Source organism: Streptomyces sp. NPDC030798, assembly GCF_055572275.1.
Genome location: NZ_JBVIDR010000010.1, coordinates 69,870 through 96,222 on the forward strand (window position 1 = coordinate 69,870; position 26,353 = coordinate 96,222).

General features: G+C 70.2%; 21 protein-coding genes and 7 tRNA genes. 15 read left to right on the plus strand and 13 right to left on the minus strand.

Features of this window, described 5'->3' with window-relative positions; genetic code table 11:
* Nucleotides 1-174 precede the first annotated feature (174 nt).
* Nucleotides 175-2,304 carry a DEAD/DEAH box helicase gene (locus ACZ404_RS23045; protein WP_468442767.1) on the minus strand — a complete coding sequence of 710 codons (2,130 nt, stop codon included), beginning with the start codon at nt 2,302-2,304 and terminating at the stop codon, nt 175-177.
* Between the two features lie 846 nt (nt 2,305-3,150).
* Nucleotides 3,151-3,501, minus strand: coding sequence for a metallopeptidase family protein (locus tag ACZ404_RS23050; protein ID WP_468442769.1), 351 nt, complete (start codon nt 3,499-3,501; stop codon nt 3,151-3,153).
* Nucleotides 3,502-3,620: 119 nt separating this feature from the next.
* Here ACZ404_RS23050 and ACZ404_RS23055 point away from each other — a divergent pair, with 119 nt between their 5' ends.
* The 8 genes from ACZ404_RS23055 to ACZ404_RS23090 all read left to right on the plus strand — a co-directional run bounded on the left by ACZ404_RS23055 (nt 3,621) and on the right by ACZ404_RS23090 (nt 10,702).
* A complete protein-coding gene (locus tag ACZ404_RS23055) occupies nt 3,621-5,177 on the plus strand; it encodes a metallophosphoesterase family protein (RefSeq protein ID WP_468442771.1) in 1,557 nt (518 codons plus the stop codon).
* Nucleotides 5,178-5,257: 80 nt separating this feature from the next.
* Nucleotides 5,258-5,330: transfer RNA gene (locus ACZ404_RS23060), tRNA-Glu, on the plus strand.
* Nucleotides 5,331-5,367: 37 nt separating this feature from the next.
* Nucleotides 5,368-5,442: transfer RNA gene (locus tag ACZ404_RS23065), tRNA-Asp, on the plus strand.
* Nucleotides 5,443-5,466: 24 nt separating this feature from the next.
* Nucleotides 5,467-5,540: transfer RNA gene (locus tag ACZ404_RS23070), tRNA-Phe, on the plus strand.
* 63 nt (nt 5,541-5,603) lie between these two features.
* The gene (locus tag ACZ404_RS23075; RefSeq protein WP_468442773.1) at nt 5,604-5,921 is read left to right on the plus strand and encodes a hypothetical protein; all 318 of its coding nucleotides are present in this window, start codon (nt 5,604-5,606) and stop codon (nt 5,919-5,921) included.
* A 97-nt stretch (nt 5,922-6,018) separates the two neighbouring features.
* A complete protein-coding gene (hrpA, locus tag ACZ404_RS23080; protein ID WP_468442775.1) occupies nt 6,019-9,963 on the plus strand; it encodes an ATP-dependent RNA helicase HrpA in 3,945 nt (1,314 codons plus the stop codon).
* 96 nt (nt 9,964-10,059) lie between these two features.
* Nucleotides 10,060-10,134: transfer RNA gene (locus tag ACZ404_RS23085), tRNA-Asp, on the plus strand.
* 370 nt (nt 10,135-10,504) lie between these two features.
* Nucleotides 10,505-10,702 carry a DUF6274 family protein gene (locus ACZ404_RS23090; protein WP_468442777.1) on the plus strand — a complete coding sequence of 66 codons (198 nt, stop codon included), beginning with the start codon at nt 10,505-10,507 and terminating at the stop codon, nt 10,700-10,702.
* A gap of 389 nt (nt 10,703-11,091) precedes the next feature.
* Here the strand turns inward: ACZ404_RS23090 and bldC are convergent, their stop codons facing one another.
* On the minus strand, nt 11,092-11,298 hold the full coding sequence (gene bldC / locus ACZ404_RS23095) for a developmental transcriptional regulator BldC (protein WP_003949541.1): 207 nt from the start codon (nt 11,296-11,298) through the stop codon (nt 11,092-11,094).
* Nucleotides 11,299-11,816: 518 nt separating this feature from the next.
* Nucleotides 11,817-12,659, minus strand: coding sequence for a DUF8083 family protein (locus ACZ404_RS23100; RefSeq protein WP_468442779.1), 843 nt, complete (start codon nt 12,657-12,659; stop codon nt 11,817-11,819).
* A gap of 198 nt (nt 12,660-12,857) precedes the next feature.
* On the opposite strand from ACZ404_RS23100, the gene ACZ404_RS23105 reads away from it, so the two are divergent.
* Nucleotides 12,858-13,955, plus strand: coding sequence for a Leu/Phe/Val dehydrogenase (locus ACZ404_RS23105; protein ID WP_468442781.1), 1,098 nt, complete (start codon nt 12,858-12,860; stop codon nt 13,953-13,955).
* 321 nt (nt 13,956-14,276) lie between these two features.
* Nucleotides 14,277-14,525 carry a DUF3073 domain-containing protein gene (locus tag ACZ404_RS23110; protein ID WP_468442783.1) on the plus strand — a complete coding sequence of 83 codons (249 nt, stop codon included), beginning with the start codon at nt 14,277-14,279 and terminating at the stop codon, nt 14,523-14,525.
* Nucleotides 14,526-14,699: 174 nt separating this feature from the next.
* Here the strand turns inward: ACZ404_RS23110 and purM are convergent, their stop codons facing one another.
* The 4 genes from purM to ACZ404_RS23130 all read right to left on the minus strand — a co-directional run bounded on the left by purM (nt 14,700) and on the right by ACZ404_RS23130 (nt 18,884).
* Nucleotides 14,700-15,764, minus strand: coding sequence for a phosphoribosylformylglycinamidine cyclo-ligase (gene purM, locus ACZ404_RS23115; RefSeq protein WP_468442785.1), 1,065 nt, complete (start codon nt 15,762-15,764; stop codon nt 14,700-14,702).
* A gap of 43 nt (nt 15,765-15,807) precedes the next feature.
* Nucleotides 15,808-17,337 (minus strand): amidophosphoribosyltransferase, encoded by a 1,530-nt coding sequence (gene purF / locus ACZ404_RS23120; RefSeq protein ID WP_468442787.1) that lies wholly within the window; start codon nt 17,335-17,337, stop codon nt 15,808-15,810.
* A gap of 212 nt (nt 17,338-17,549) precedes the next feature.
* On the minus strand, nt 17,550-17,984 hold the full coding sequence (locus tag ACZ404_RS23125; protein ID WP_468442789.1) for an META domain-containing protein: 435 nt from the start codon (nt 17,982-17,984) through the stop codon (nt 17,550-17,552).
* 102 nt (nt 17,985-18,086) lie between these two features.
* Entirely contained in the window at nt 18,087-18,884 is a 798-nt protein-coding gene (locus ACZ404_RS23130; RefSeq protein WP_468442791.1) for a maleylpyruvate isomerase family mycothiol-dependent enzyme, read from the minus strand.
* Nucleotides 18,885-18,887: 3 nt separating this feature from the next.
* On the opposite strand from ACZ404_RS23130, the gene ACZ404_RS23135 reads away from it, so the two are divergent.
* A complete protein-coding gene (locus tag ACZ404_RS23135) occupies nt 18,888-19,238 on the plus strand; it encodes a hypothetical protein (protein ID WP_468442793.1) in 351 nt (116 codons plus the stop codon).
* 46 nt (nt 19,239-19,284) lie between these two features.
* On the opposite strand, the gene purL is transcribed toward ACZ404_RS23135, so the two are convergent.
* The 3 genes from purL to purS are packed head-to-tail and all read right to left on the minus strand — an operon-like array spanning nt 19,285 to nt 22,489.
* Nucleotides 19,285-21,543, minus strand: a complete 2,259-nt coding sequence (purL, locus tag ACZ404_RS23140) for a phosphoribosylformylglycinamidine synthase subunit PurL (RefSeq protein WP_468442795.1) — start codon at nt 21,541-21,543, stop codon at nt 19,285-19,287.
* Entirely contained in the window at nt 21,540-22,220 is a 681-nt protein-coding gene (gene purQ / locus ACZ404_RS23145) for a phosphoribosylformylglycinamidine synthase subunit PurQ (RefSeq protein ID WP_468442797.1), read from the minus strand. Before purQ ends, purL begins: the two co-directional genes overlap by 4 nt.
* Nucleotides 22,217-22,489, minus strand: a complete 273-nt coding sequence (purS, locus tag ACZ404_RS23150; protein WP_468442799.1) for a phosphoribosylformylglycinamidine synthase subunit PurS — start codon at nt 22,487-22,489, stop codon at nt 22,217-22,219. The genes purQ and purS overlap by 4 nt, the downstream gene beginning before the upstream one ends.
* A 311-nt stretch (nt 22,490-22,800) precedes the next feature.
* Here purS and ACZ404_RS23155 point away from each other — a divergent pair, with 311 nt between their 5' ends.
* The 4 genes from ACZ404_RS23155 (at nt 22,801) to ACZ404_RS23170 (ending at nt 23,770) form a co-directional block, all read left to right on the plus strand.
* Nucleotides 22,801-23,118, plus strand: coding sequence for a histone-like nucleoid-structuring protein Lsr2 (locus ACZ404_RS23155; RefSeq protein ID WP_351208694.1), 318 nt, complete (start codon nt 22,801-22,803; stop codon nt 23,116-23,118).
* A gap of 200 nt (nt 23,119-23,318) precedes the next feature.
* Nucleotides 23,319-23,393 (plus strand) — tRNA-Gly (locus ACZ404_RS23160).
* Between the two features lie 76 nt (nt 23,394-23,469).
* Nucleotides 23,470-23,542, plus strand: a tRNA-Gly gene (locus tag ACZ404_RS23165).
* A 152-nt stretch (nt 23,543-23,694) separates the two neighbouring features.
* Nucleotides 23,695-23,770, plus strand: a tRNA-Gly gene (locus ACZ404_RS23170).
* 47 nt (nt 23,771-23,817) lie between these two features.
* Here ACZ404_RS23170 and ACZ404_RS23175 read toward each other — a convergent pair.
* Both ACZ404_RS23175 and ACZ404_RS23180 read right to left on the minus strand, forming a co-directional pair.
* The gene (locus tag ACZ404_RS23175) at nt 23,818-24,720 is read right to left on the minus strand and encodes a phosphoribosylaminoimidazolesuccinocarboxamide synthase (protein WP_468442802.1); all 903 of its coding nucleotides are present in this window, start codon (nt 24,718-24,720) and stop codon (nt 23,818-23,820) included.
* A gap of 70 nt (nt 24,721-24,790) precedes the next feature.
* Nucleotides 24,791-26,287 carry a N,N-dimethylformamidase beta subunit family domain-containing protein gene (locus ACZ404_RS23180; RefSeq protein ID WP_468442804.1) on the minus strand — a complete coding sequence of 499 codons (1,497 nt, stop codon included), beginning with the start codon at nt 26,285-26,287 and terminating at the stop codon, nt 24,791-24,793.
* Nucleotides 26,288-26,353 lie beyond the last annotated feature (66 nt).

Consider the following 26,353-nt stretch of genomic DNA (forward strand, 5'->3'; position numbering starts at 1 on the left):
CCCACCCCCTTCCCCCCCCCCCCCCCCCCCCCCCCCCCCCCCCCCCCCCCCCCCCCCTCCCCCCCCCCCCACCCCCCCCCCTCCCCCCCCCTCCCCCCCCCCCCCGCGGCCGTTTGTTTGTTTGTCTGTCTGTCACGGGACCGGCGCACCAGGCCGGTCCCCGCTCACGGTCCGTCAGCCGTTGCGCTTCCAGCGCGGCTTGTCCTCACGGCGGCCGAAGCCCGTACCACGGTGGTCGTCACGGCGGCCGTAGGGCCGCTCGTGACCGCCGGACCGGAAACCCGGACGGTCGTCGCGCCGGTCACGGTTGAACGGCCGGTCACTGCCCCGGTGCCCGCCCCGCTCGTCCCGGCGGAAACCACCCCGGTCGTCACGGCGCTCGAACCCACGGCTGCCACGGTCACGGTCCCGGTCGAACGGACGGCGCTCCTCGCGCCGCTCGAAACCACGACCGCCCCGCTCACCCCGGTCACCCCGGTCACCCCGGTCGTCACGGCGCTCGAACCCGCGGCTGCCACGGTCACGGTCCCGGTCGAACGGACGGCGCTCGTCGCGCCGCTCGAAACCACGGCCACCCCGCTCACCCCGGTCACCCCGGTCGTCACGGCGCTCGAACCCACGGTCCCGGTCACGGTCGCGGTCGAACGGACGGCGCTCCTCGCGGCGCTCGAAACCACGGCCACCCCGCTCACCCCGGTCGCCCCGGTCGTCACGGCGCTCGAAGCCCCGCCGCTCCCGGCGCTCGTACGACGCCGAACCCGCCGTACGCTCCTCGCGCTCGCGCACCACCGGCTCCGGCTCCGCGGCCACCGGCGCCTCCACCACGGCCTCCGCCGCGGCCGCCTGGGCCTCGGCCACCGCCGCCTCCGGGTCCTCACCGCGCTCACGCGCGACCCGGGCGACCAGCCGGTCCGCCTCCTCGCGCAGCTCGCCCGCCCGGCGCTGGGCACGCTCGAGCTGCTTGGTCAGCTGGGCGACCTCCCGCTCGGCCTGCTGGGCGGCGTTCGCCGCGGACTCGGCCTGCACCTCGGTCATGGACCGGGCACCGGTGATCTCGGCGACCTCCGGGTCGAAGGCAGCCCCGCCCTGGATGATGTGACGCGCGGCATCGACACCCGCGTCCTCCATCAGCCGGAAGATCTGCCGGCGCTGGTGCGGCAGCGACAGGGACACCACCGTGCCGGTACGGCCCGCACGCGCGGTACGGCCCGCCCGGTGCAGATAGTCCTTGTGGTCGCCCGCCGGGTCCACGTTCAGCACCAGGTCGATGCCGTCCACGTGGATGCCGCGCGCGGCCACGTCCGTCGCGACCAGGACGTTGACGTACCCGTCCTTGAAGTCGGCCAGCGTGCGCGTGCGCGCGCCCTGGGTCATGCCGCCGTGCAGCGCGTCCGCCTTCACACCCGCCTCACGCAGCTGCTCGGCGACCCGGTCGGCGCCGAGCTGGGTGCGGACGAAGATGATCGTGCGGCCCTTGCGGGACGCGATCGCGGCCGTGACCGGCGCCTTGTCCTTGGGCTTCACGATGAGGATGTGGTGCGACATGGTCGTCACCGCGCCCTGGGCCGCGTCCACCTCGTGGGAGACCGGGTTGTTCAGGTAGCGGTCGACGAGGGTCTGGATCTCGTTCTCCATCGTCGCGGAGAACAGCATCCGCTGACCGCCCGCCGGAACCTGGTCGAGCAGCTCGGTCACCTCGGGCAGGAAGCCCAGGTCCGACATCTGGTCGGCCTCGTCCAGAACGGTGATCTGCACGTCCTCCAGCGAGCACGCGCCGCGGTTGATGATGTCGCGCAGCCGGCCCGGCGTGGCGACGAGGATGTCGACGCCGCGCTCCAGGGCGTAGATCTGGTTGCCCATCGACGTACCGCCGCAGACGACCTTCATCCTCAGGCCGAGGACGTCACCGTAGGGCTGGAGGGCGTCGGCGACCTGCATGGCGAGCTCACGGGTCGGCGTGAGGATCACGGCGCGGGGCTTGTGCTTCTCGGTGCGGCCACCGGCCAGCGTGGTCAGCGTCGGCAGACCGAACGACAGGGTCTTGCCGGAGCCGGTGCGGCCACGGCCGAGGATGTCCTTGCCGCCCAGGGCGTCCGGGATGGTCGCGGCCTGGATCGGGAAGGGAACCGTCACACCGTTCTGCGCCAGCTTGCGCACGACGCCCTCGGGCAGACCGAGGTCGGCGAAGGTGATCTGGGGGGACTGGGGGGTGGTGTCAGCGGCCTCGAGGGCCTCGGTCGCCACGTCCACGAGTTCGTTCTCGTTCTCGGACACGACGATCTGATCAGTGCTGGACACGGACATGCGAATGCGAAACCTTCCGGAGTCTCGTCGGCACGCGCCCGTCAACTCCGTGATTCGCTCACGACCGCCTCAATGCGGTCCGCCACGGCAAGGGAGAGTACGCGCCACACGGCGCGCTCTGCGGTGGCGCCGGGCAAATGGGATCAAACGATCTACCACCATACGCACCCCCTGCCCCTCAACGCAAACCGACCCCATCACAGCAGGTCAGCGCCACCTCTGCTCAGGCAGGCACCCCCGCCGCAGGCGCCGGCTCCCGCTGGGCCAGCTGCGTCCCCGTCTCCTCGTGCGCCGAGGAGGACGGCTCCGCCGACGGGGGCGGCGGCGACGCCGGCGTCGGCTGCTCACTCGGTGTCGGCTGCGGCTCCACCGTCGGCGGCTCGGAAGGCGCCACCGTGCCCGGCGGACTGGGCGGCACCGGCTTTCCCGGCTTCCCCGGCTTCCCCGGCGCCGGCGACCCACTGGCCGCCGCGGACGGCGTCGCCGAGGCCGACGCCGACTTCCCGTGCTTCTTCTTCCCCCCGTGCCCGTGCTTGCCGCCCCCCGGCCCACCGCCGAACCCGAGACCACCGCCCGCGCCCCCCGGCCCCCCGTCCGGCGCCTCACCGCCCCGCTGCCCCACCGAGTGCGAGGGCCTGACCCGGCCGGCGTCGTCACCCACGCTCACACATCCCGCGGCGACGGACACCGCCAGCACCGTGACGGCCAGACGGACGGGTACGTACAAGGGGCGCACGGCGGCCACCTCCGGAGACAAGAAAGGGAGTCAACCTCCCCAACTCCCGCCGCACGCAAGAGGACACGCCCCGCGTTCGAATCAACACCCGACCGTTCACCCGCAGCGGGTCACCCGTACCCGAGAGCATGCAGCCGCGCATCGTCGATACCGAAATGGTGAGCGACCTCGTGCACCACCGTGACCTCCGTCTCCGCCACCACGTCCTCCCGGGTCTCGCACATCCGCAGCGTCGGACCCCGGTACACCGTGATCCGGTCCGGCAGCACCCCCGCGTACCACTCGCCGCGCTCCGTCAACGGCGTCCCCTCGTACAGCCCCAGCAACTCCGGATCATCCGCCGGCGGCTCGTCCTCCACGAACACCGCCACGTTGTCCATCAACCGCGCCAACTCCGGCGGAATCCGGTCGAGCGCCTCGGCAACCAGTTCCTCGAACTCCTCACGCGTCATCTCCAGCACAGGGTCATTGTCGGGTACGACACCGCCACAGCAGCCGTACGAGCGGTACCGGAACGGCGAGCCGTACGAGAGCGGCGAACCGTCGCATATCCACGCCGCCCCCTGGGCATACGGCCCCAATGGCCCGCGTCCCCGTCGCAGCCCTGAACCGCATGCTGAACCGGAACCACGACCGCACACACCTCCGCCGCGCCAAGGCGCCCGCGCTCCCCGACCTCGAACTCGCCACCCGACCCCACCCCTGGCTCCGCGCCCTCGGCCTCACCGCGGTGGTCCTCGTCGGTGCCTGGCTCGGCCTGCTCGTCGTGGGAAACGTCCGCGTCCCGGTCGGCCCCATGAACACGACGATGGCGCTACGCCCCTCCCTCACCGGCGGCACCAAGATCAACGTCTCCCCGCTCGGCGCCCTCACCCTCGACAGCCACGCCGCCCCCGTCCGCCTCGACGTCAACGTCGACCAGCTCGACCCGCTGCGCTCCCAGGCCCTCGTCGACCACCCCGAACGCATCTCCGGCCTCCAGGACGAAGTCGCCCACGACGTCGAACACGGCACCCTCGACCTCGCCGTGCGCTCCTGCGTCGCCGTCGTCACCGGCGCCACGGCCCTCGGCCTCGCCGTCTACCGCCGCCCCCGCCGCGCCCTCGCCGCAGGCGGGCTGGCCCTCACGCTCCTCGCCGCCTCCGGCGCCACCGCGTACGCCACCTGGAACCCCAAGTCCGTGCTGGAACCCAAGTTCTCCGGCCTGCTGTCCTCCGCGCCGTCCCTGGTCGGCAACGCCCGCAGCATCGTCACGGAATTCGACGTCTACCAGAAGGAGCTCGCACGCCTCGTCACGAACGTGACCAAGCTCTACGACGTCACGTCCACACTCCCGGCCTACCAGCCGGACCCCTCGACCCTCCGGGTCCTGCACGTCTCCGACATCCATCTCAACCCCGCCAGCTGGAAGATCATCGCCTCGCTGGTCAAGCAGTACAACGTGAACGTGATCGTCGACTCCGGCGACACCATGGACCACGGCACCGCGGCGGAGAACGGCTTCCTGGACCCGATCAGGGACCTGGGCGCCCCCTATGTCTGGGTCCGCGGCAACCACGACTCCGCGACCACCCAGCGCTACCTGCAGCGCATGAAGAACGTGCACGTGCTCGACGACGGTCACGCCGAGACCGTCGCCGGCCTGCGCTTCGCCGGCATCGGCGACCCTCAGTTCACCCCCGACCGCACCACCGTCCCGGGCGGCGACACCGCCGAAGAACAGGCGGGCGACCGACTCGCCGACGCCCTGCGCACCCAGCGGGCCGCCGGCACCCCGGTCGACGTCGCGATCGCCCACGAGCCCGCCGCCGCCCGGCGGACCGACGGCCAGGTGCCCCTGGTGCTCTGCGGCCACCTCCACCACGAGGACACGGAAGTGCTGAAGCACGGCACCCGGCTGCGCATGGAGGGCTCCACCGGCGGCAGCGGCCTGCGCGCGGTCGAGCACGACTACCCGGCCCCCATCGAGGCCTCGATCCTCTACTTCGACCGCGACACCCGCCGCCTCCAGGCCTGGGACGCGATCAAACTGGGCGGCCTGGGCCTGACAACAGCCGAGGTCAGCCGCCACCTCCCCGAGGACAACCTCCCCGGCGCCACGCCCACCCCGACGACACCGTCCCCCACCGCGCCATAAACCGTTTTGGCGATACTCCCCGCCATCCCATATGCTTCTCACGTCCCCGACGCGCTGAGAAGCGCCCAGGCGGGCCGATAGCCCTCATCGTCTAGCGGCCTAGGACGCCGCCCTTTCAAGGCGGTAGCACGGGTTCGAATCCCGTTGGGGGCACGCAAGATCGTGTGCGACACTGTTGCACACACAGCATGGTCCTGTGGAGCAGTTTGGAGTGCTCGCCACCCTGTCAAGGTGGAGGCCGCGGGTTCAAATCCCGTCAGGACCGCTGAGGTTTCACGTGAAACCTCGTGGCTGGGTAGCTCAGTTGGTACGAGCGTCCGCCTGAAAAGCGGAAGGTCGCCGGTTCGACCCCGGCCCCAGCCACAGCCAGAAGGCCCCGTTCGACGAACGGGGCCTTCGTCGTACGTGGCTGCGAGGACGGGGACGATGAGCCAGGGGGTCGCGGTGGCGCAGGAAACCGAGCTGGAGAAGGACCGGGCGCGGTACGGACTGCTCGCGGTCATCGTCAGCAATCTCGTCATCGCCGGGGTCGCGATCTTCGGCGTATGGCGGCTGGACGGCGACAAGTCCGTGATCGTCGGCATCCTGAGCGCCGCGTTCACCGCGGTCAGCGGCATGACGACCGCCTACCTGGGCATCAAGGCCGTCTCCAACACCGCGCGCTCACTCGCCCTCGGCAACGGGGCCTCCCGGCGGAACCCCGAACCCGCCCACTCGGAACCGCCCGCCCAGCGCACTTCCTAGCCCGGTCGGCCCGTCGGCGGCAGGAACGGGAAGGCGTGCCGGGGCCCGGTCAAATCGTTCGCGTGTTTTTCGGGCGGGGTGAGATCCTGGACCGCGTATGTCTACGCATCCAGCCCCTGTCCTTGGCGCCCTCGCCTCCCGTCTGACCGAGCTGTCGCTGCGCGATGCGCACCGGCTCGGGCGGCGGCTCGAGGGTGCGCGAAAGATCCGTAAGCCGGAGGCCCGCGCCGCCGTCCTCGCCGAGATCGAGGCGGAGGTCGGCAAGGCCGAGGCCGGCATGGCCGAACGGCGCGTTCGCGTGCCCGCCGTCACGTACCCCGAGCAGCTGCCCGTCAGCCAGAAGAAGGACGAGATCGCGGCCGCGATCCGCGATCACCAGGTGGTGATCGTCGCCGGTGAGACGGGGTCCGGCAAGACGACGCAGATTCCGAAGATCTGTCTGGAGCTGGGCCGGGGTGTGCGCGGGATGATCGGGCACACCCAGCCGCGTCGCATCGCGGCTCGTACGGTCGCCGAGCGGGTGGCGGACGAGCTGGGGACGCCGTTGGGTGAGGCGGTCGGCTGGAAGGTCCGGTTCACGGATCAGGTGAATCCGGAGGCCACCTTCGTCAAGCTGATGACGGACGGCATTCTGCTGGCGGAGATCCAGACGGACCGCGAGCTGCGCGCCTACGACACGATCATCATCGACGAGGCGCACGAGCGGTCTCTCAACATCGACTTCCTGCTGGGCTATCTGGCCCAGCTCCTGCCGCGCAGGCCGGATCTCAAGGTCGTCATCACGTCGGCGACGATCGATCCGGAGCGGTTCTCGCGGCACTTCGGGGATGCGCCGATCGTGGAGGTCAGCGGCCGGACGTATCCGGTGGAGGTGCGGTACCGGCCTCTGCTGGAGGAGGACTCCGAGGACGTCGACCGGGATCAGATCACGGCGATCACGGATGCCGTGGAGGAGCTGATGGGCGAGGGTCAGGGGGACATCCTCGTCTTTCTCTCCGGTGAGCGGGAGATCCGGGACACGGCGGACGCGCTGGAGAAGAAGAAGTACAGGTTCACCGAGGTGCTGCCGCTGTATGCGCGGTTGTCGCATGCCGAGCAGCATCGGGTGTTCCAGCCCCACACGGGGCGCAGGATCGTTCTGGCGACCAATGTGGCGGAGACGTCGCTGACGGTGCCGGGGATCAAGTACGTCATCGACCCGGGTTTCGCGCGTATCAGCCGGTACAGCCACCGTACGAAGGTGCAGCGGCTGCCGATCGAGCCGGTCTCGCAGGCCAGTGCGAACCAGCGCAAGGGCCGGTGCGGGCGGACGTCCGACGGCGTCTGTATCCGGCTGTACAGCGAGGAGGACTTCCTCGCGCGGCCGGAGTTCACGGATGCCGAGATCCTGCGGACGAACCTGGCGTCGGTCATTCTGCAGATGACCGCCGCCGGCCTGGGCGACATCGAGAAGTTCCCGTTCATCGATCCGCCGGATCACCGCAACATCCGGGACGGTGTGCAGCTGCTGCAGGAGCTGGGCGCGCTGGATCCGGCGCAGAAGGATCCGCGCAAGCGGCTCACGGACACCGGCCGGAAGCTGGCCCAGCTGCCGGTGGACCCGCGTCTGGCGCGAATGGTGCTGGAGGCGGACCGCAACGGCTGTGTCCGCGAGGTGATGGTGATCGCGGCGGCGCTGTCGATCCAGGATCCGCGGGAGCGCCCCGCGGAGAAGCAGGCGCAGGCGGATCAGCAGCACGCCCGGTTCAAGGACGAGACGAGCGACTTCCTGGCGTATCTCAACCTGTGGCGGTACGTACGTGAGCAGCAGAAGGAGCGGGGTTCCAGTTCCTTCCGGCGGATGTGCAAGCAGGAGTACCTGAATTTCCTGCGCATTCGCGAATGGCAGGACATCTATACGCAGCTGCGCACGGTGGCCAAGCAGATGGGCATCCATCTGAACGAGGAGGACGCTCCGGCCGACCGTGTGCACACCTCTCTCCTCGCCGGTCTCCTGTCCCACATCGGGATGAAGGACGTCAAGGACGGCAACAAGAACGAGTACCTGGGCGCGCGCGGCGCCAAGTTCGCGATCTTCCCGGGTTCGGCGCTGTTCCGGAAGCAGCCGAGGTTCGTGATGTCGGCGGAGCTGGTGGAGACGTCCAGGCTCTGGGCGCGGGTCAACGCGAGGATCGAGCCGGAGTGGGTCGAGCCGCTGGCCGGGCATCTGCTGAAACGGACGTACAGCGAGCCGCACTGGGAGAAGGACCAGGCGGCGGTGATGGCGTACGAGAAGGTGACGTTGTACGGCGTCCCGATCGTGGCGCAGCGGAAGGTGAACTACGGCCGGATCGACCCGGAGGTCTCCAGGGAGCTTTTCATCCGCAACGCGCTGGTGGAGGGTGACTGGCGCACGCATCACAAGTTCTTCGCCGACAACCGCCGGCTCCTCAGTGAGGTGGAGGAGTTGGAGCACCGGGCGCGGCGCCGGGACATCGTGGTGGACGACGAGACGCTGTTCGACTTCTACGACCAGCGGGTGCCGGAGCATGTCGTCTCGGGTGCGCACTTCGACTCCTGGTGGAAGCGGAAGCGGCATGAGCAGCCGGACTTCCTGGACTTCGAGCGGGAGATGCTGATCCGGGAGTCGGCGGAGGCGGTCACGAAGGCCGACTATCCGGACTCGTGGCGGCAGGGGCAGTTGAAGTTCCGGGTGACGTACCAGTTCGAGCCGGGTGCGGATGCGGACGGTGTGACGGTCCACATTCCGCTGCAGGTGCTCAACCAGGTGACGGACGAGGGCTTCGACTGGCAGATCCCGGGTCTGCGTGAGGAGGTGGTGACGGAGCTGATCCGTTCCCTTCCGAAGCCGATCCGCCGCAACTACGTGCCCGCGCCGAACTACGCGAAGGCGTTCCTGGAGAAGGCGGAGCCTGTGCGGGAGCCGCTGACCGCGGTAATGGCGCGGGAGCTGAAGCGGATGGTGGGGGTGCCGTTCGAGGCGGAGGACTTCGACTGGTCGAAGGTCCCGGACCATCTGAAGATCACGTTCAGGATCGTGGACGAGCGGCGCCGGAAGCTGGCGGAGGACAAGGATCTTCAGGCGCTGAAGCTGCGGTTGAAGCCGAAGGCGCGCAAGGCGCTGTCCCAGGCGGCGGCCGCGACGGCGTCCCGTGAGGGCGGGGAGTCCCTGGAGCGTTCGGGGCTGACGGACTGGACGATCGGCACGCTGTCGCGGGTGTTCGAGACGCGTCGGGCCGGGCAGCCCGTGAAGGCGTATCCGGCGCTGGTGGACGACGGTGACACGGTGTCGGTGCGGCTGTTCGACACGGAGGCGGAGCAGGCGGAGGCGATGTGGCGGGGCACGCGCCGGCTGATCCTGCGCAACATCCCCGTCAGTCCGGCGAAATACGCGAGCGATCGCCTGACGAACGCGCAGAAGCTGGGGCTGTCGGCGAATCCGCACGGGTCGGTCCAGGCGTTGTTCGACGACTGCGCGACGGCCGCGGCCGACAAGCTGATCGGGGACTTCGGGGGGCCGGCGTGGGACGAGGAGTCGTACCGGAAGCTGTACGACAAGGTGCGGGCGGAGATCGTCGACACGACGGTGCGTACGGTCGCCCAGGTGCAGCAGGTTCTCGCAGCCTGGCAGGCGTGTGAGCGGCGCCTGAAGGCGGTGTCCAGCCCGGCTCTGCTGGCGAACCTGACGGACGTCCGCAAGCAGTTGGACGCCCTGGTGAAGCCCGGGTTCGTGACGTGGGCGGGGATACGGCGGCTGCCGGACCTCATGCGGTACCTGGTGGCCGCGGACCGCCGTCTGCAGCAGATGCCGACGGGGGTCCAGCGGGACACCACCCGCATGGAGAAGGTGCACGAGATGCAGGACGAGTACGCCTGGCTGCTGGAGCAGCTGCCGCAGGGGCGGCCGGTGCCGCAGCAGGTGCTGGAGATCCGCTGGATGCTGGAGGAGTTGCGGGTCAGTTATTTCGCGCACGCGCTGGGCACGGCGTACCCCGTCTCCGACAAGCGGATCGTGAAGGCGATCGACGCGGCCGCACCGTAGCCGTTCGGACACAGGGGGTGAGTTCGACCAGGCGGCCCGCCTCCTGTACAGTCTCTTCTCGCAGCGCAACGCAGGAAAGCAAGCGCCGCGACACCTGGTCCTGTGGAGCAGTTTGGAGTGCTCGCCACCCTGTCAAGGTGGAGGCCGCGGGTTCAAATCCCGTCAGGACCGCAGAACGAAGGCCCTCATCCACCCGGATGGGGGCCTTCGCCATACCCCCACCGCCCAAGGCCGCGCCCGCGGCGGAGCCGCAACCAAACACAGGAAATCCCGTCAGGACCGCCGAAGCCAAGGCCCCCACCCATCCGGACAGGGGCCTTCGCCATACCCCCACCGCCCAAGGCCGCGCCCGCGGTCCGCAGTAGGCGCGCCGAACCCGTCAGGGTCCCCGTAACCGCCCCTCGAACGGAGCCGCCGGAGGGAACCCCCTTCTCTGCCCCAACACCGCGCTGTGCGGCCGCTGGTGGGGTTGACGGGGTCACATTCGGTCGGTACCCAGGGAGCAGGGCCCGTTCCCCTGTGAGGCCCCTGGAGGTGGCGTATGGCGGCATCGGCCAGGCACGAGACGCGGGCGCTGTTGAGGGCGCATCTGTCGGCCGCCTCGTCCTACCGGCATCTGACCCGCCACTGCCCCATCTGTCATCACCTGCTGCGCCTGGCGATGGACGCCGGCCCCCGCCCCCAGGAAGCGGCGGAGGAGGAGGCCGTGGAGGACGAGGTGCCCCACGCCGCCCACTAACCCACGCGCCCACATCCGGGCAAGCCGGTCAGGGTGTGACGGGAGTCACCGCATGAGTTTTTGAAAGTGCGGTACTTACCGCACTCCTACAACTGGTCAATTTAATATGTGCAATTGCACCAGCCCGGCGGGCCCACGCGCAGCGGTTCCGACACCCCTCCCCAGACTTCCACAAGCCCGCTCACGGCGGAGCACCCCCCAACACACGGATCGCGCTGGACCCGGCGGAGTCCAGCGCGATCGACGACGCACCCTGTGTCGCTGCCTACGGCGTTCTGTTCGGCTTGGGCGTGGGCCCTGTTGGGGCAGGTCCCGCGTCGCTTGGAGCTAGGGTTCCGGGCACTGCGGCGAGTTGGGGGACCAACCGTTTCGCCCGGTTATGCAGTTGTTCAGGCCTCGCTGCGCTGCTGCGGGATGCCCGCCAGCAGGGCGCGGACCTCGGCCTCGCGGTAGCGGCGATGCCCGCCGAGCGTACGGATGGACGTGAGCTTGCCGGCCTTCGCCCACCGCGTGACCGTCTTGGGGTCGACACGGAACATGGTGGCGACCTCAGCCGGGGTCAGCAGCGGCTCGGCATCAGGGGTGCGAGCGGTCATGAGCGGCCTCCTCGGGAGAACCGACGTTCTCGGTTCTTTCCTCTAAATTCTGCACCTTGACCCGCGTTGCCCGAAATGGCGGACGCGAGTCGAGTCGGTTATAGGACGAACGGCTTGTCCTCGGCACTACAACTACACCATCTGTCCAGCCGCGTCGGCCAAACCGATGGAATTGCCCTCCCAGGTAGTCATCAGCCGCGGAAGCCGATGGACCATGCCATAGCGGACAGTCACGCCACTGTGACGATCAGTCACAGGACGATCAGGAGTCACCAGACCCCCCAAAGCGTGCAATGCTGAGATTCCGCCCAGAGTGGAGCACAGTTGGGCGGAAGGAGCCCTCCCCGGACTCCTTGTCCTATTTTGGCACGAGGGGCGGCAACTAGGGCAAGACTCTTGTAAGTGCCGTCCATCACCCTTGAGACAAAAGCCCGGATCGGGACCAACGTCCCGTCAGGTGACCTAAGTGGGGTAGACCGTACGTCCTCCAGCGGCATTTGGGCCGTGACGTACGTCACTCAGTTCGCGGAACGCCGGTCCCGCACCGCCCGCCACCGCTCCACCAGCCGCCCATAGGCCTCGCCTGCGGCGCTCCCGTCGCCCCTGCGCAGCGCCTCGATGCCGTCGGCGACGTCCGCCGCGGAGTGGTCGTCCTCCAGCTCGCCGGCCGGCAGCGCGTGCACCAGGCCGCCGTAGTCCAGCTCGACCAGCGAACGCGGGTGGAACTCCTCCAGCCAGCGGCCGACGTCCACCAGGCCGTCGATGAGCGGCCCCTCCTCCAGGGTGTCCTTGAGGGTGCGCAGCGCCCGTGCGACCCGCCGCCGGGCCTGCACCATGGGCGTGCGGTAGCGCAGCATCGGGGGCACCTCGGCGGTGCCCTTGTCGTACCGGCGTTCCTCGTCGGAGACGAGCACGAACCAGTTCAGCGGGATCTGCCAGGTCGCGGTGCGGATCCAGGGCCGGGCGTCGGGGTTGCGGGCGAGCCAGCGCTCGTAGTCCTGGGCGGCCTGGAGGCGCACCAGGGGCGGCAGCACCGCGTCCAGCACCGGCGGGGGCAGCTCGGCGCCCAGGTCGCCGAGGGCCTGCCAGCCGCGCAGCCGGGTACGCCAGGGACACACGCACAGGACGCCGTCGGTCTCCAGCACGAAGGCGTCGGCGCTCTCGTGCACGGGCACCGGGATCGGCGGGGTGGGCAGCAGGTCGGCGAGCGAGCGGCGCAGTTCGTCCTGGTAGGTGGGGCGGTCGGGGCGGCGGGCGTAGCGGGCCCAGTGGGTGCGCTCGGGCTCCGGGAAGGCGGCCAGCGGCTCGTACACACGCAGGTACGCGGCATAGGGGACGACCACGGAGGACACCTTGGGCACGCCTGCTCCCTCCCCATCGGACCCGGCTCGAAACCACTGCAAATCGTGCCACGGTCATGCGTGCGCGCAGGGCTCGGAAGAGTGATCCTGAACACTGCGCGGATGGTGCGGTGACCGAGGCTCTACGCTCATGCCACGGCCCCGCCACCCGCACGGGGCCCGACCCCACTCGCCGCTACTTACACAGGAGTCACCACAGTGACCGACGTAACCGGCGCACCTGCTGATGTCCTGCACACCCTGTTCCACTCGGAGCAGGGGGGCCATGAGCAGGTCGTGCTCTGTCAGGACCGCGCGACCGGCCTGAAGGCCGTGATCGCCATCCACTCCACCGCCCTCGGCCCCGCGCTGGGCGGTACCCGCTTCTACCCGTATGCGAACGAGTCCGCGGCCGTCGCCGACGCCCTCAACCTCGCGCGCGGGATGTCGTACAAGAACGCCATGGCCGGGCTGGACCACGGCGGTGGCAAGGCCGTGATCATCGGTGACCCGGAGCGCGACAAGACCGAGGAGCTGCTGCTCGCCTACGGCCGGATGGTCGCCTCGCTCGGCGGCCGCTACGTCACCGCCTGCGACGTGGGCACGTACGTCGCCGACATGGACGTGGTGGCCCGCGAGTGCCGCTGGACCACCGGCCGCTCCCCGGAGAGCGGCGGCGCCGGCGACTCCTCCGTCCTCACCGCCTTCGGTGTCTACCAGGGCATGCGCGCCTCCGCCCAGCAGCTCTGGGGCGACCCTTCGCTGCGCGGGCGCCGGGTGGGCATCGCCGGAGTCGGCAAGGTCGGCCACCACCTGGTCCGGCATCTGCTGGACGAGGGCGCCGAGGTGGTGATCACGGACGTGCGCCCGGAGGCCGTGCGGCGGATCCTCGACCAGCAGCCCGAGGGGGTGACGGCCGTGGCCGACACCGAGACGCTGATCCGCGTGGAGGGGCTGGACATCTACGCCCCCTGCGCCCTCGGCGGCGCGCTGAACGACCAGTCCGTGCCGGTGCTCACCGCCCAGGTGGTGTGCGGCGCCGCCAACAACCAGCTCGCCCACCCGGGTGTGGAGAAGGACCTCGCCGACCGCGGGATCCTCTACGCGCCGGACTACGTGGTGAACGCGGGCGGGGTGATCCAGGTGGCCGACGAGCTGCACGGGTTCGATTTCGCGCGGTGCAAGGCGAAGGCGGCGAAGATCTTCGACACCACCCTCGCAATCTTTGCACGTGCGAAGGATGACGGGATCCCGCCGGCCGCCGCGGCCGACCGGATCGCCGAGCAGCGCATGGCGGACGCGCGCGCCGTCCGCTGAGCCCCGCACCCCGAAAGGCCGCGATCGGGTGTCCGATCGCACAAGTGAGCGGTACCCGCCGGCGGGAACTTCGAGAGAACTCTCACTTCCACCGGCGGGTCGTACCCCGATAAGTGGTTAAAATCGCCACTGACCAGCGAGGACAGGGCACCTCGAGGGTCCTGTGCACACGCGCGTGCTGCGGGCGACGTACCGTATGGGCGCGGGCTCAGGTACCGTGGAAGCCCTACGGACCGGCCTCTCTACGGAGAGTCCGTTCCGGATCATGAACGCGTGTCAGACTCTGGGGCCGTCGAGCCCCGTCGTTGAGGGGGTCGAGCCATGGGGCGCGGCCGGGCCAAGGCCAAGCAGACGAAGGTCGCCCGCCAGCTGAAGTACAACAGCGGTGGGACGGACCTCTCACGCCTGGCCGAGGAGCTGGGCGCATCGACGTCGAACCAGTCGCCGAACGGCGACCGCTTCGAGGACGATGAGCATGACGACGACGACCTGTACTCCCGTTACGCCGACCTCTACGAGGACGACGACGACGAGGACGAAGGTCCCTCACAGCACCGTCGAGGCGCGTAAGCCTGCGGCGCTGAGCCGCACTGTCCCGGTCCGGGGTGTCAAGCACCGGACCGGGTTTCGTGCTGCCGTGACCCCGGCTCGGCTCGTTGCCCGCCGCGACCCCCGCCGCCGGGCACCCGGCTGCTGCGGGGGCCGACTCGTGCTCGGGCCGGCCCGGCAGCTCTCCTCGGCCGCCTAGGCGTAGTCGCCCACCAGCTCGGCGCCGCTCTCCTTGTCGCCCCGGTCGGTGATCTCGCCGGCCACCCAGGCGTCGACCCCGCGGTCGGCCAGGGTCGCGAGGGCCACCTCGGTGGACTCCTCGGGCACGATGGCGATCATGCCGACGCCCATGTTGAGCGTCTTCTCCAGCTCCAGCCGCTCGACGCTGCCGGTCCGCCCGACCAGGTCGAAGACCGCGCCCGGGGTCCAGGTGGAGCGGTCGACGGTGGCGTGCAGCCCGTCGGGGATGACCCGGGCGAGGTTGGCCGCGAGGCCGCCGCCGGTGATGTGGCTGAAGGCGTGCACCTCGGTGGTGCGGGTCAGCGCCAGGCAGTCCAGCGAGTAGATCTTGGTGGGCTCCAGCAGCTCCTCGCCGAGGGTGCGGCCGAGCTCGGCGACCTCCGACTCCAGCGCCAGGCCCGCGCGGTCCAGCAGGACGTGGCGCACCAGGGAGTACCCGTTCGAGTGAAGCCCGGAGGACGCCATGGCGATCACCGCGTCACCCGTGCGGATGCGGTCCGCGCCCAGCAGCCGGTCGGCCTCCACGACGCCCGTACCGGCCCCGGCGACGTCGAAGTCGTCCTCGCCCAGCAGACCCGGGTGTTCGGCCGTCTCGCCGCCCACCAGGGCGCAGCCGGCCAGCACACAGCCCTCGGCGATGCCCTTGACGATGGCGGCGACCCGCTCGGGGTGCACCTTGCCGACGCAGATGTAGTCGGTCATGAACAGCGGCTCGGCGCCGCACACCACGATGTCGTCCATGACCATGGCGACCAGGTCGTGGCCGATGGTGTCGTACACGCCGAGCCGGCGCGCGATGTCCACCTTGGTGCCCACGCCGTCCGTGGCGGAGGCGAGCAGGGGCCGCTCGTAGCGCTTGAGGGCGGAGGCGTCGAAGAGGCCGGCGAAGCCGCCGAGGCCGCCCAGGACCTCGGGCCGCCGGGTCTTCTTGACCCACTCCTTCATCAGCTCGACGGCGCGGTCGCCCGCCTCGATGTCGACGCCCGCCGCTGCGTAGCTGGCACCAGTTGTCTCAGACATGACTGTGAGAGCTTTCGTGTCGTCCTGCGGGGTGTGCAGGGTGTTACGGGCGGCGGATCGCGTCGGTGGCGGCCGTCGCGGCCGGGCCGGCGGCCAGCTCGGTCTCCAGCAGCTGCTTGCCGAGCAGCTCGGGGTCCGGCAGCTCCATCGGGTACTCGCCGTCGAAGCAGGCGCGGCACAGGTTCGGCTTGGCGATGGTGGTCGCCTCGATCATGCCGTCGATGGAGATGTACGCCAGCGAGTCGGCGCCGAGCGAGGTGCCGATCTCTTCGATGCTCATGCCGTTGGCGATCAGCTCCGCGCGCGTGGCGAAGTCGATGCCGAAGAAGCAGGGCCACTTCACGGGCGGCGAGGAGATCCGGATGTGGACCTCGGCGGCGCCGGCCTCGCGCAACATCCGCACCAGGGCCCGCTGGGTGTTGCCGCGCACGATGGAGTCGTCCACGACGACCAGGCGCTTGCCCTTGATGACTTCCTTCAGCGGATTCAGCTTCAGCCGGATGCCGAGCTGGCGGATGGTCTGCGAGGGCTGGATGAAGGTCCGGCCGACGTAGGCGTTCTTCACCAGACCGGCACCGAAGGGGATGCCGGAGGCCTCCGCGTAGCCGATGGCGGCCGGGGTGCCGGACTCCGGGGTCGCTATGACCAGGTCGGCCTCGACCGGGGCCTCCTTGGCCAGGCGGCGGCCCATCTCCACCCGGGAGAGGTACACGTTCCGGCCGGCGATGTCGGTGTCCGGGCGGGCCAGGTACACGTACTCGAAGACACAGCCCTTGGGCTTCGCTTCCGCGAATCGGGAGGTGCGCAGGCCGTTCTCGTCGATGGCGACGAACTCGCCCGGCTCGATCTCCCGGACGAAGCTGGCGCCGGTGATGTCCAGGGCGGCGGTCTCGGAGGCGACCACCCAGCCGCGCTCCAGCCGGCCGAGGACCAGCGGGCGGATGCCCTGCGGGTCACGGGCTGCGTAGAGGGTGTGCTCGTCCATGAAGACGAGCGAGAAGGCGCCCTTGACCCGCGGGAGGACCTGGTGGGCGGCGTCCTCGATGGTCAGCGGCTTGCCGTCCTCGTCGACCTGGGCGGCCAGCAGGGCCGTCAGCAGGTCGGTGTCGTTGGTGGCCGCGACGCGGGAGGAGCGGCTGTTGTTGTCGTTCGGCAGGTCGGCGACCATCTCGGCGAGCTGGGCGGTGTTGACCAGGTTGCCGTTGTGGCCGAGCGCGATCGAGCCGTGCGCGGTGGCCCGGAACGTCGGCTGGGCGTTCTCCCACACGGAGGCGCCGGTGGTCGAGTAGCGGGCGTGTCCGACCGCGATGTGACCCTGGAGCGAACCGAGCGAGGTCTCGTCGAAGACCTGGGAGACCAGGCCCATGTCCTTGAAGACGAGGATCTGGGAGCCGTTGCTGACCGCGATTCCCGCGGATTCCTGACCCCGGTGCTGGAGGGCGTAGAGCCCGAAGTACGTGAGCTTTGCGACCTCTTCACCCGGAGCCCAGACACCGAAGACGCCGCAAGCGTCCTGGGGGCCCTTTTCGCCGGGAAGCAGATCGTGATTGAGTCGACCGTCACCACGTGGCACGCCACCGAGTGTAGGCGAGGTCGACCACTGGTCCGAATTGGGGAATGCCCGACCGGCCCCCCGGCGCCCGGGGACGGCGTGCCGATCACCTTGTCGGTTTCCTGGTTTCCGCAGGTCAGCAGGGTTTGCGTAGGTTGTCCGTCAGTGGCCCGGCAGCTGCCGGTCCGTTCTCACAAGACTGGTCGCCGCCTGCGTGAGTGAGGTGTCGCACATCATCCGGGTGCCCGGTGGCTGAGCTGCACGCGGTCGCCGTCGCCGTCCGTGAGGGTCAGTTTCCCGTCGGCGGAGCGGGCGGTGAGCGTGCCGGTGGTGAGGGTGCGGGCGAAGGCGCGTTCGAAGTCCATGCGCCGGGGGTCGCAGGCCATCTTGGTCGCCCGGATGTCCCCGAAGGTGATCCGGTCGCCGTGGACGGTGACCCGCGCGCTGAACTGGTTGCAGCCGAGGTTCCCGGCCGCCTTGCCGTCCGTGCCGATGCGCAGGTGCGCGGCGGCGGGCGCGTGCTGGGTCGTGCCGCCGACGGTGAGGCTGTCGACCCGCCAGTCGGTCCCGGTCAGGGGCTGCTGAACGCTCATGGCACCACTGTCCGCCCCCTGGCCTCCGCAGGCCACCATCAGCGGGACGAGCACGGCCAGCGCCCGCAGGGTCATGCGCTGCTTGTACCGGTTCATACCGGTTCGACGGGCGGAGCGTACTCCCGGTTCCCGACGGGTTCCCCACGGGATTTCCCGACGGGACTCCCGGCGGCTTCCCTAGGCCATGAGGGGGAGCAGCCCACCCAGGTCCGCTCGTTCGCCGCTGGCGCTGACCCGGGCGTCGGCCACGGCGTCCTTCCAGGTCAGACGCCCAGTGGCGAGCCGGACCCAGGTCAGCGGGTCGGTCTCCACGACGTTGGGCGGGGTGCCTCGGGTGTGCCGGGGCCCCTCCACGCACTGCACGACGGCGTACGGCGGCACGCGCACCTCGGTGGAGCCGCCGGGCGCCTTGACGGCGAGGGCGTCGGCGAGCAGCCGGGTGGCGGTGGCCAGGGCGTGCCGGTCGTACGGCACGTCCAGGCCCGGTACGGCGGCGTTGAGATCGTCGGTGTGGACGACGAGCTCGACGGTCCGGGTGACGAGGTAGTCGTCCAGGGGCAGCGCGCCCGCATTGGTCGCCAGGAGCCGGCTGCCGGGGTGCTGGTCGAGGAGTGCGCGCAGGGACTGCTCGACCTCGGCGAGGTAGGCGTCGAGGTCGGGGTGCGCCGCGGCGAGGTCGTGGGTGAACTCGGCGATCGCGGTGGCCTTGGCGGCGGTGGCGAAGGGCCACTCGACGGCCGTCACGTTCTGCTGGGGCGGGGCCGGCCGGGCCAGGGCGCGGTGCACGGCGGTGAGCGCCATGCCGTGGTGCGCGATCAGATCGCGTACGGTCCACGCGCCGAGCCGGGTGGGCAGGCCGAGCGGCTCGGGGCCTAGGCCGCGCACGGCCTCCCGGACGTTTGCGAACTGGGCGAGGACCGCGGCGCGGGTCCTGGCGGGGTCGTAGCTGCGGGCGCGCTTCTTGGCCGGTGGCATGGTGTGAGCCTATGCCTTCACGGCGTAGTCCCTGAGCCCTTTTTCGACCAGGTCGAAGGCCTGCCGGGCGCGCTCGGCGGCGTCGGCGGCGACCTGCTCGTGGCTCTCGCCCTCGGCGACACGGCGGTGGTGCTCCTCGATGAGCGCGTTGCGGGCGGCGTGTACGCCGGCTCCCTGGCCGCCCTGCGCGGCACGGCCCACACCGAGGGCGTGGCGGCGTACGTCTCCGCCATGGACACGGTGTTCCTGTGCGGGGCCGGGGTGATGGCCCTGTGCCTCCTGCTCGCCCTGCGCCTGCCGAAGGCTCCTCCCGTCACGGCCGAGCCGCCGGCGGAGCAGACCCTGGCCGCATGAGGAAGGCCCCGCCCGGAGTCCCGGACGGGGCCTTCACTCGGCGAAGTCACGCCAGCAGCGCCGGGATCGTCCCCTCGTGCGCCTCGCGCAGCTCCGCGAGGGACAGCGAGAACGCGCCCTGGATCTCCACAGCGTCGCCGTCCACGACACCGATACGGGTGGCCGGAAGCCCCCGCGCACCGCACATGTCGGTGAAGCGGACCTCCTCCGAGCGCGGCACCGCGACGATCGCGCGGCCGGCCGACTCGGACAGCAGGAAGGTGAAGGCGTCCAGCCCGTCCGGCACGACCAGACGCGCGCCCACGCCGCCGAGCAGCGCGGACTCCACGACCGCCTGGATCAGACCGCCGTCGGACAGGTCGTGCGCGGAGTCGATCATGCCGTCGCGGGAGGCGGAGATCAGGATGTCGGCCAGCAGCCGCTCACGCTCCAGGTCCACCTTGGGCGGCAGGCCGCCGAGGTGGTCGTGGACGACCTGCGACCAGGCCGAACCGCCGAACTCCTCACGCGTGTCGCCGAGGAGGTAGATCAGCTGGCCCTCCTCCTGGAAGGCGACCGGCGTGCGCCGGGCCACGTCGTCGATGACGCCGAGGACCGCGACGACCGGGGTCGGGTGGATGGCCACCTCGCCGGTCTGGTTGTACAGCGAGACGTTGCCGCCGGTCACCGGCGTGCCGAGCTGCCGGCAGCCGTCGGCGAGACCGCGGACGGCCTCCGCGAACTGCCACATCACCGCCGGGTCCTCGGGCGAGCCGAAGTTCAGGCAGTCGGAGACGGCGAGCGGCCTGGCACCCGTGGTGGCCACGTTGCGGTAGGCCTCCGCCAGCGCCAGCTGGGCGCCGGTGTACGGGTCCAGCTTCGCGTAGCGGCCGTTGCCGTCCGTGGCGATGGCGACGCCGAGGCCGGTCTCCTCGTCCACCCGGATCATGCCCGAGTCCTCGGGCTGGGCGAGGACGGTGTTGCCCTGCACGAAGTGGTCGTACTGCGAGGTGATCCACTTCTTCGACGCCTGGTTCGGCGACGCCACCAGCTTCAGGACCTGGTCCTTCAGCTCCTCGGCCGTGGCCGGGCGCGGCAGCTTGCCCGCGTCGTCGGCCTGGAGGGCGTCCTGCCACTCCGGGCGTGCGTACGGGCGCTCGTAGACCGGGCCCTCGTGCGCCACCGTGCGCGGGTCGACGTCGACGATCTTGCCGCCGTGCCAGTAGATCTCGAGGCGGTCGCCGTCGGTGACCTCACCGATGACGGTGGCGATGACGTCCCACTTCTCGCAGATCTCCAGGAACCGGTCGACCTTCTCCGGCTCCACGACCGCGCACATGCGCTCCTGCGACTCGCTCATGAGGATCTCCTCGGGGGAGAGCGTCGAGTCGCGCAGGGGTACGTCGTCGAGCGTCACCCGCATGCCGCCCGAGCCGTTCGACGCCAGCTCGGAGGTGGCGCAGGACAGGCCCGCCGCGCCCAGGTCCTGGATGCCGACGACCAGCTTCTCCCGGAAGGCCTCCAGGGTGCACTCGATGAGGAGCTTCTCCTGGAAGGGGTCGCCGACCTGCACGGCGGGGCGCTTCGACGGCTTGGCGTCGTCGAAGGTCTCGCTCGCCAGGATCGACGCGCCGCCGATGCCGTCGCCGCCCGTGCGGGCGCCGTACAGGACGACCTTGTTGCCCGCGCCGGAGGCCTTGGCGAGGTGGATGTCCTCGTGCCGCATCACGCCGATGGCACCGGCGTTGACCAGCGGATTGCCCTGGTAGCAGGCGTCGAAGACGACCTCGCCGCCGATGTTGGGCAGGCCCAGGCAGTTGCCGTAGCCGCCGATGCCGGCGACGACACCCGGGAGGACCCGCTTGGTGTCGGGGTGGTCGGCGGCGCCGAAGCGCAGCGGGTCCACGACGGCCACCGGGCGGGCGCCCATCGCGATGATGTCGCGCACGATGCCGCCGACGCCCGTGGCCGCGCCCTGGTAGGGCTCGACGTAGGACGGGTGGTTGTGCGACTCGACCTTGAAGGTCACGGCGTAGCCCTGGCCGACGTCCACCACGCCGGCGTTCTCGCCGATGCCGACGAGCAGCGCGTCGCTCTGCGGCGCCTTCTCGCCGAACTGGCGCAGGTGGACCTTGGAGGACTTGTACGAGCAGTGCTCGGACCACATGACCGAGTACATGGCGAGCTCGGCGCCGGTCGGGCGGCGGCCGAGGATCTCCACGATCCGCTCGTACTCGTCCTTCTTCAGGCCGAGTTCGGCCCAGGGCAGCTCGACGTCGGGGGTCGCGGCCGCGTGCTCGACCGTGTCCAGAGGCGTCCGGCTCATGCGTTGACCAGCTTCTTGAGGATCGAGGTGAAGAAGGGGAGGCCGTCGGTGCGGCCGGTGCCGATGAGCGGCTCCACGGCGTGCTCCGGGTGCGGCATGAGGCCCACGACGTTGCCGGCCTCGTTGGTGATGCCGGCGATGTCGTTGAGCGAGCCGTTCGGGTTGAAGTCGAGGTACCGGAAGGCGACGCGCCCCTCGGCCTCCAGCTTGTCCAGGGTGTACCGGTCGGCGACGTACCGGCCGTCCATGTTCTTCAGCGGAATGTGGATCTCCTGGCCCGCGCGGTAGTCGCTGGTCCATGAGGTCTCCGCGTTCTCCACCCGCAGTTTCTGGTCGCGGCAGATGAAGTGGAGGTGGTCGTTGCCGAGCATCCCGCCCGGGAGGAGGTGGGCCTCGGTGAGGATCTGGAAGCCGTTGCAGATACCGAGGACCGGGAGTCCGGCCCTGGCCTGCTCGATGACGGTGTCCATCACCGGCGAGAAGCGGGCGATGGCACCGGCCCGCAGGTAGTCGCCGTAGGAGAAACCGCCGCACAGGACCACGGCGTCGACCTGCTTGAGGTCCTTGTCCTTGTGCCACAGGGCGACGGGTTCCGCACCCGCGATACGGATCGCGCGCTGCGTGTCCCGGTCGTCGAGGCTGCCCGGGAAAGTGACGACGCCAATACGAGCGGTCACTTGGCCGCCTCCACGGCTTCCGCGGTGTCTTCCACCTTCACGGTGAAGTCCTCGATCACGGTGTTGGCGAGGAAGGATTCCGCAAGATCATGGATGCGGGCGAGCGCGGCCTCGTCGACCGGACCGTCAACTTCCAGTTCGAAACGCTTTCCCTGACGTACGTCCGAGATCCCGTCGAATCCCAGGCGCGGCAGCGCACGCTGGACCGCCTGGCCCTGGGGGTCGAGGATCTCCGGCTTGAGCATGACGTCGACTACGACGCGTGCCACTGGCACTCCCGGTGTGTGGTGCTGAGCAGGTCCCTTCAGACTACCCGCACAAAATTTCTACGCGCATAGAGTTGTAGGAAACTACGTGACTCGCATCACGATCGGGTGACGAGCGGGGGTCTCCGCGAAAAGTTCTGGGAAAGTTCCCCAGGTCCACCCGCGACAGGTATTGCACGGGGACACGCGGGCGGATTTAGTCGGGCTTCACTTTGCATTGCCGGGCACTGTACAAATGAATTGGCAATAGCCGATACTCGGCACGTCATCGCCGATGAGCTGTATCGACGTGCCGCACGAAGGGACCGATATTCGTGGCGCAAAAGGTCGTGGTCACTCTCTTTGACGACATCGACGGCTCGGAAGCGGCGGAAACGATCGCCTTCGGACTCGACGGCAAGTCGTACGAGATCGACCTGAACGAAACCAACGCCAAGAAGCTGCGCAAGGCGCTCGCGCCCTACGTGGAGGCCGGCCGCAAGCGGTCACGGTCCGGCAAGGCGTACAGGCAGACGGAGGTCGCCCCCGACCCGGCGGCCGTCCGCGCCTGGGCCCAGGCGAACAAGATGGACGTACCGGCGCGCGGACGCATCCCGAAGAAGGTCTACGAGGCGTTCAGCGCCGCGCAGTGAGCCCGCGAAGGGGCTGTCCTCAGGGCCCGTCAGCGGGCCCTGAGGGCCGTGCAGTTGCCCGTGCGGCCGGCTCCGCCCCGGGCCGGGGCGCCGGCCGGCGGGGGCCCTAAGGGAACCGACTTGCGCAACCCCCCTGCTGATCAGCTAATGTCTGGGACACGCCGAGGGGCGAGGCCGGAAGGCCGGATCCCACGGACCGTGCGGGTGTAGTTCAGTAGTAGAACATCCCCCTTCCAGGGGGAAGGCGCAGTGTGCAATTCCTGTCACCCGCTCCAGCGCCGGTCACGACCACTCTTGTGGATCAGGTAGGCTGGTGCTCGCACCGATCGGTGGGAGCCGGTCGGGAGCAGTGCGGACGTAGCTCAGTTGGTAGAGCGCAACCTTGCCAAGGTTGAGGTCGCGAGTTCGAGCCTCGTCGTCCGCTCGGGAAGAAGACCCCGGTCCAGTGGGCCGGGGTCTTCTCGTGTGCTCCGACTCCTTCTCGTGCGCTCCGGCCGGGTGCGAGAACGCTCACGCCGAGGGGTGTCTCCCCCGCCCGCGAGGTTGGGTATAGTTGCTCTCGCGCCACGGCGCAACGCGGACGTAGCTCAGTTGGTAGAGCGCAACCTTGCCAAGGTTGAGGTCGCGAGTTCGAGCCTCGTCGTCCGCTCCACACAGCAAGGCCCCCGGTTTCCCGGGGGCCTTTCGCGTTGCCCGGCGTTACGACGCCCAGCTCATGCCCGTCAGCCGCTCGTAGGCCTCCACGTACTTCGCCCGGGTGGCCGCCACGACGCTCTCCGGCAGCGCCGGCGGAGGCTGCTCGCTCTTGCGGTCCCAGCCCGACTCGGCCGAGGTCAGCCAGTCCCGGACGTACTGCTTGTCGTACGACGGCTGCGCCCGGCCCGGCGTCCACTGGTCGGCCGGCCAGAAGCGGGAGGAGTCCGGGGTGAGCACCTCGTCGGCGAGGACGAGCGTGTCGCCGTCGAAGCCGAACTCGAACTTCGTGTCGGCCAGGATGATCCCCCGGTCACGGGCGATGTCCCGGGCTCGCGAGTACACCGCCAGGGTCGCCTGGCGCAGCTGGGCCGCCGTCTCGGCGCCGACCTGGCGGGCGACCTCCTCGTAGGAGACGTTCTCGTCGTGCTCGCCGACCTCGGCCTTGGTGGCCGGGGTGAAGATCGGGGCGGGCAGCTCCGAGCCGTCGACGAGGCCTTCGGGGAGGGCGAGGCCGCAGACGGTCCGGGACTCGTTGTACTCCAGCAGGCCCGAGCCCGTGAGGTAGCCGCGGGCCACGCACTCGACCGGGACCATCCGCAGGGACTTGCAGACCAGCGTGCGGCCCGCCCAGTCGGCGGGGGCGCCCTCGGGGAGCTCGGTGCTGAGCACGTGGTGGGGGGCCAGGTCGCGCAGCTGGTCGAACCACCACAGGGAGAGCTGCGTGAGGACGCGGCCCTTGTCGGGGATCTCCGTGGGCAGCACCCAGTCGTAGGCGGACATGCGGTCGCTGGCGACCATCACGAGGTCGCCCGCCTCGTTCTGGTACAGCTCGCGCACCTTTCCGGTGTGCAGGTGCACCAAACCCGGAACCTGGATCGGCTCGGGCTTCTCTACGAATCCGGACACGGTTCCTCCCCGTGGTTCTGTCCAAGTGCCTCGATTCTCCCTTATGGGGGTGATCGGTTTCGGTCAGGGGTCAGTCGCGCTTGCAGATGCGGTCCAGGAGGTTCGCCGTGGCCCGCTGGATCCGGGGGTCCACATGGCCGGGGCGGTCCAGGGCCGGGGACCAGGCGAAGGTGCCGGAGGCGAACACCCAGGCGCCGGACGGCGCCCGGTACAGGGAGGTCTCCTGGTGGCGCAGGGCGCCGTCGCCGTCGGTGTACGGCGAATGGGCGAGCAGGATGCGCTCCTCGTGGTCGGGCAGCGGAGTGCGCGGGAAGTACCGGTCGGCCTCGCCGGCGACCAGGCCCTCGATCCGGTCCCCCTCGTGCGCGCCGGTCGCGTCCCACAGCCAGTGGCCGGCGTTGCGCACGATCAGCGGATGCGGCTCCGGCACCCGGCCCGCGTACTGGATGCCGACCAGTTGCTGCTCGGGCCGGTCGATCTCCCGCCACAGCACCGGCCTGCCGGGTCCCTTGCGCTTGCGGCAGGTCAGCAGCCGGTCGGGGACGCCGGACGGCGACGGGCCCAGCTCCACCTGCCAGTACATGGTGTTGGCGGAGAGGAAGACCAGCGAGGTGCCGTGGTCGCGGGCCTCCTCGACGGCTCGGCGCATCGGCACCGACCAGTACTCGTCGTGGCCCGGGAAGACCAGGCCCCGGTACCGCGCGGGGTCGACGCGGCCGGCGTGCAGGTCGCGGGCGTCGGCGTAGGCCAGGTCGTAGCCGTAGCGCTCGGCCCAGCGGATGAAGTCGTAGGCGTGCCCGACGTGCAGCGGCAGGCCCGCGCCGGCGTACGGCCGGTCGAAGGAGACCGTGGTCGCCGCGTCGGCCTCGCCGAGCAGCCGGCCCTTCTCGTCCCAGGCGTGGTAGAGGCTGGCACCCGTGCGGCCGTCCTCCGGATACAGGTTGTAGGCCTGCCAGGTGATGTCCGGCAGCAGCAGGAGCAGGTCGGCGGGACGGTCGTCGCGGACCGTGAAGGGCACGTGGGAGCGGTACCCGTCGGCGGTGGTGAGCACGGCCACATAGGCGCCGACGCTCCAGTGCGAGGGCACCTGCAGGCGCCAGGACAGCCACCAGTGGTGGCAGGAGACCGTGCGGTCGGCGGCCAGCGGCGGGGCCTGGACGATGCCCGACAGGCGGGGGCTGGTGGTGATCTTGGCCGCACCGTCACCGGCGTAGTGACCGATGCGGTAGATGTCCACGCTGAACTGCTGGGGTGGGTCGACCGTGATGTGGAAGTCGATCGCCTGCCCCGGGCTCACCGCTCCGGTGGAGGTGAAGCCCTTGATCTGGCGGTGCACGTCGTCCGCGGAGCGCGGACCTGCACCGGACGACCGCGGCGCCGGCACGCGCGGCCTCTCGCCGGCCGGTTGCTGCGGGCTCGGGTCGACGTACCAGGGCACGACGTGTCCCGTGTCGTCGAAGTAGGTCTCACTGCCGCGCAGCCAGGGGACGGGGCCCTGGCCGAAGGGGTCCGTGACGGCGTGCGCGAGTGCTCCGGACTCCCAGCGGCGGATGTGGTCCGAGGCCATGGTCGCTCCCCTCCCTCATGCCCCCGTTGGTGACGGTGGTGCTCGACGGTGCTCGGCTGTGCGTGG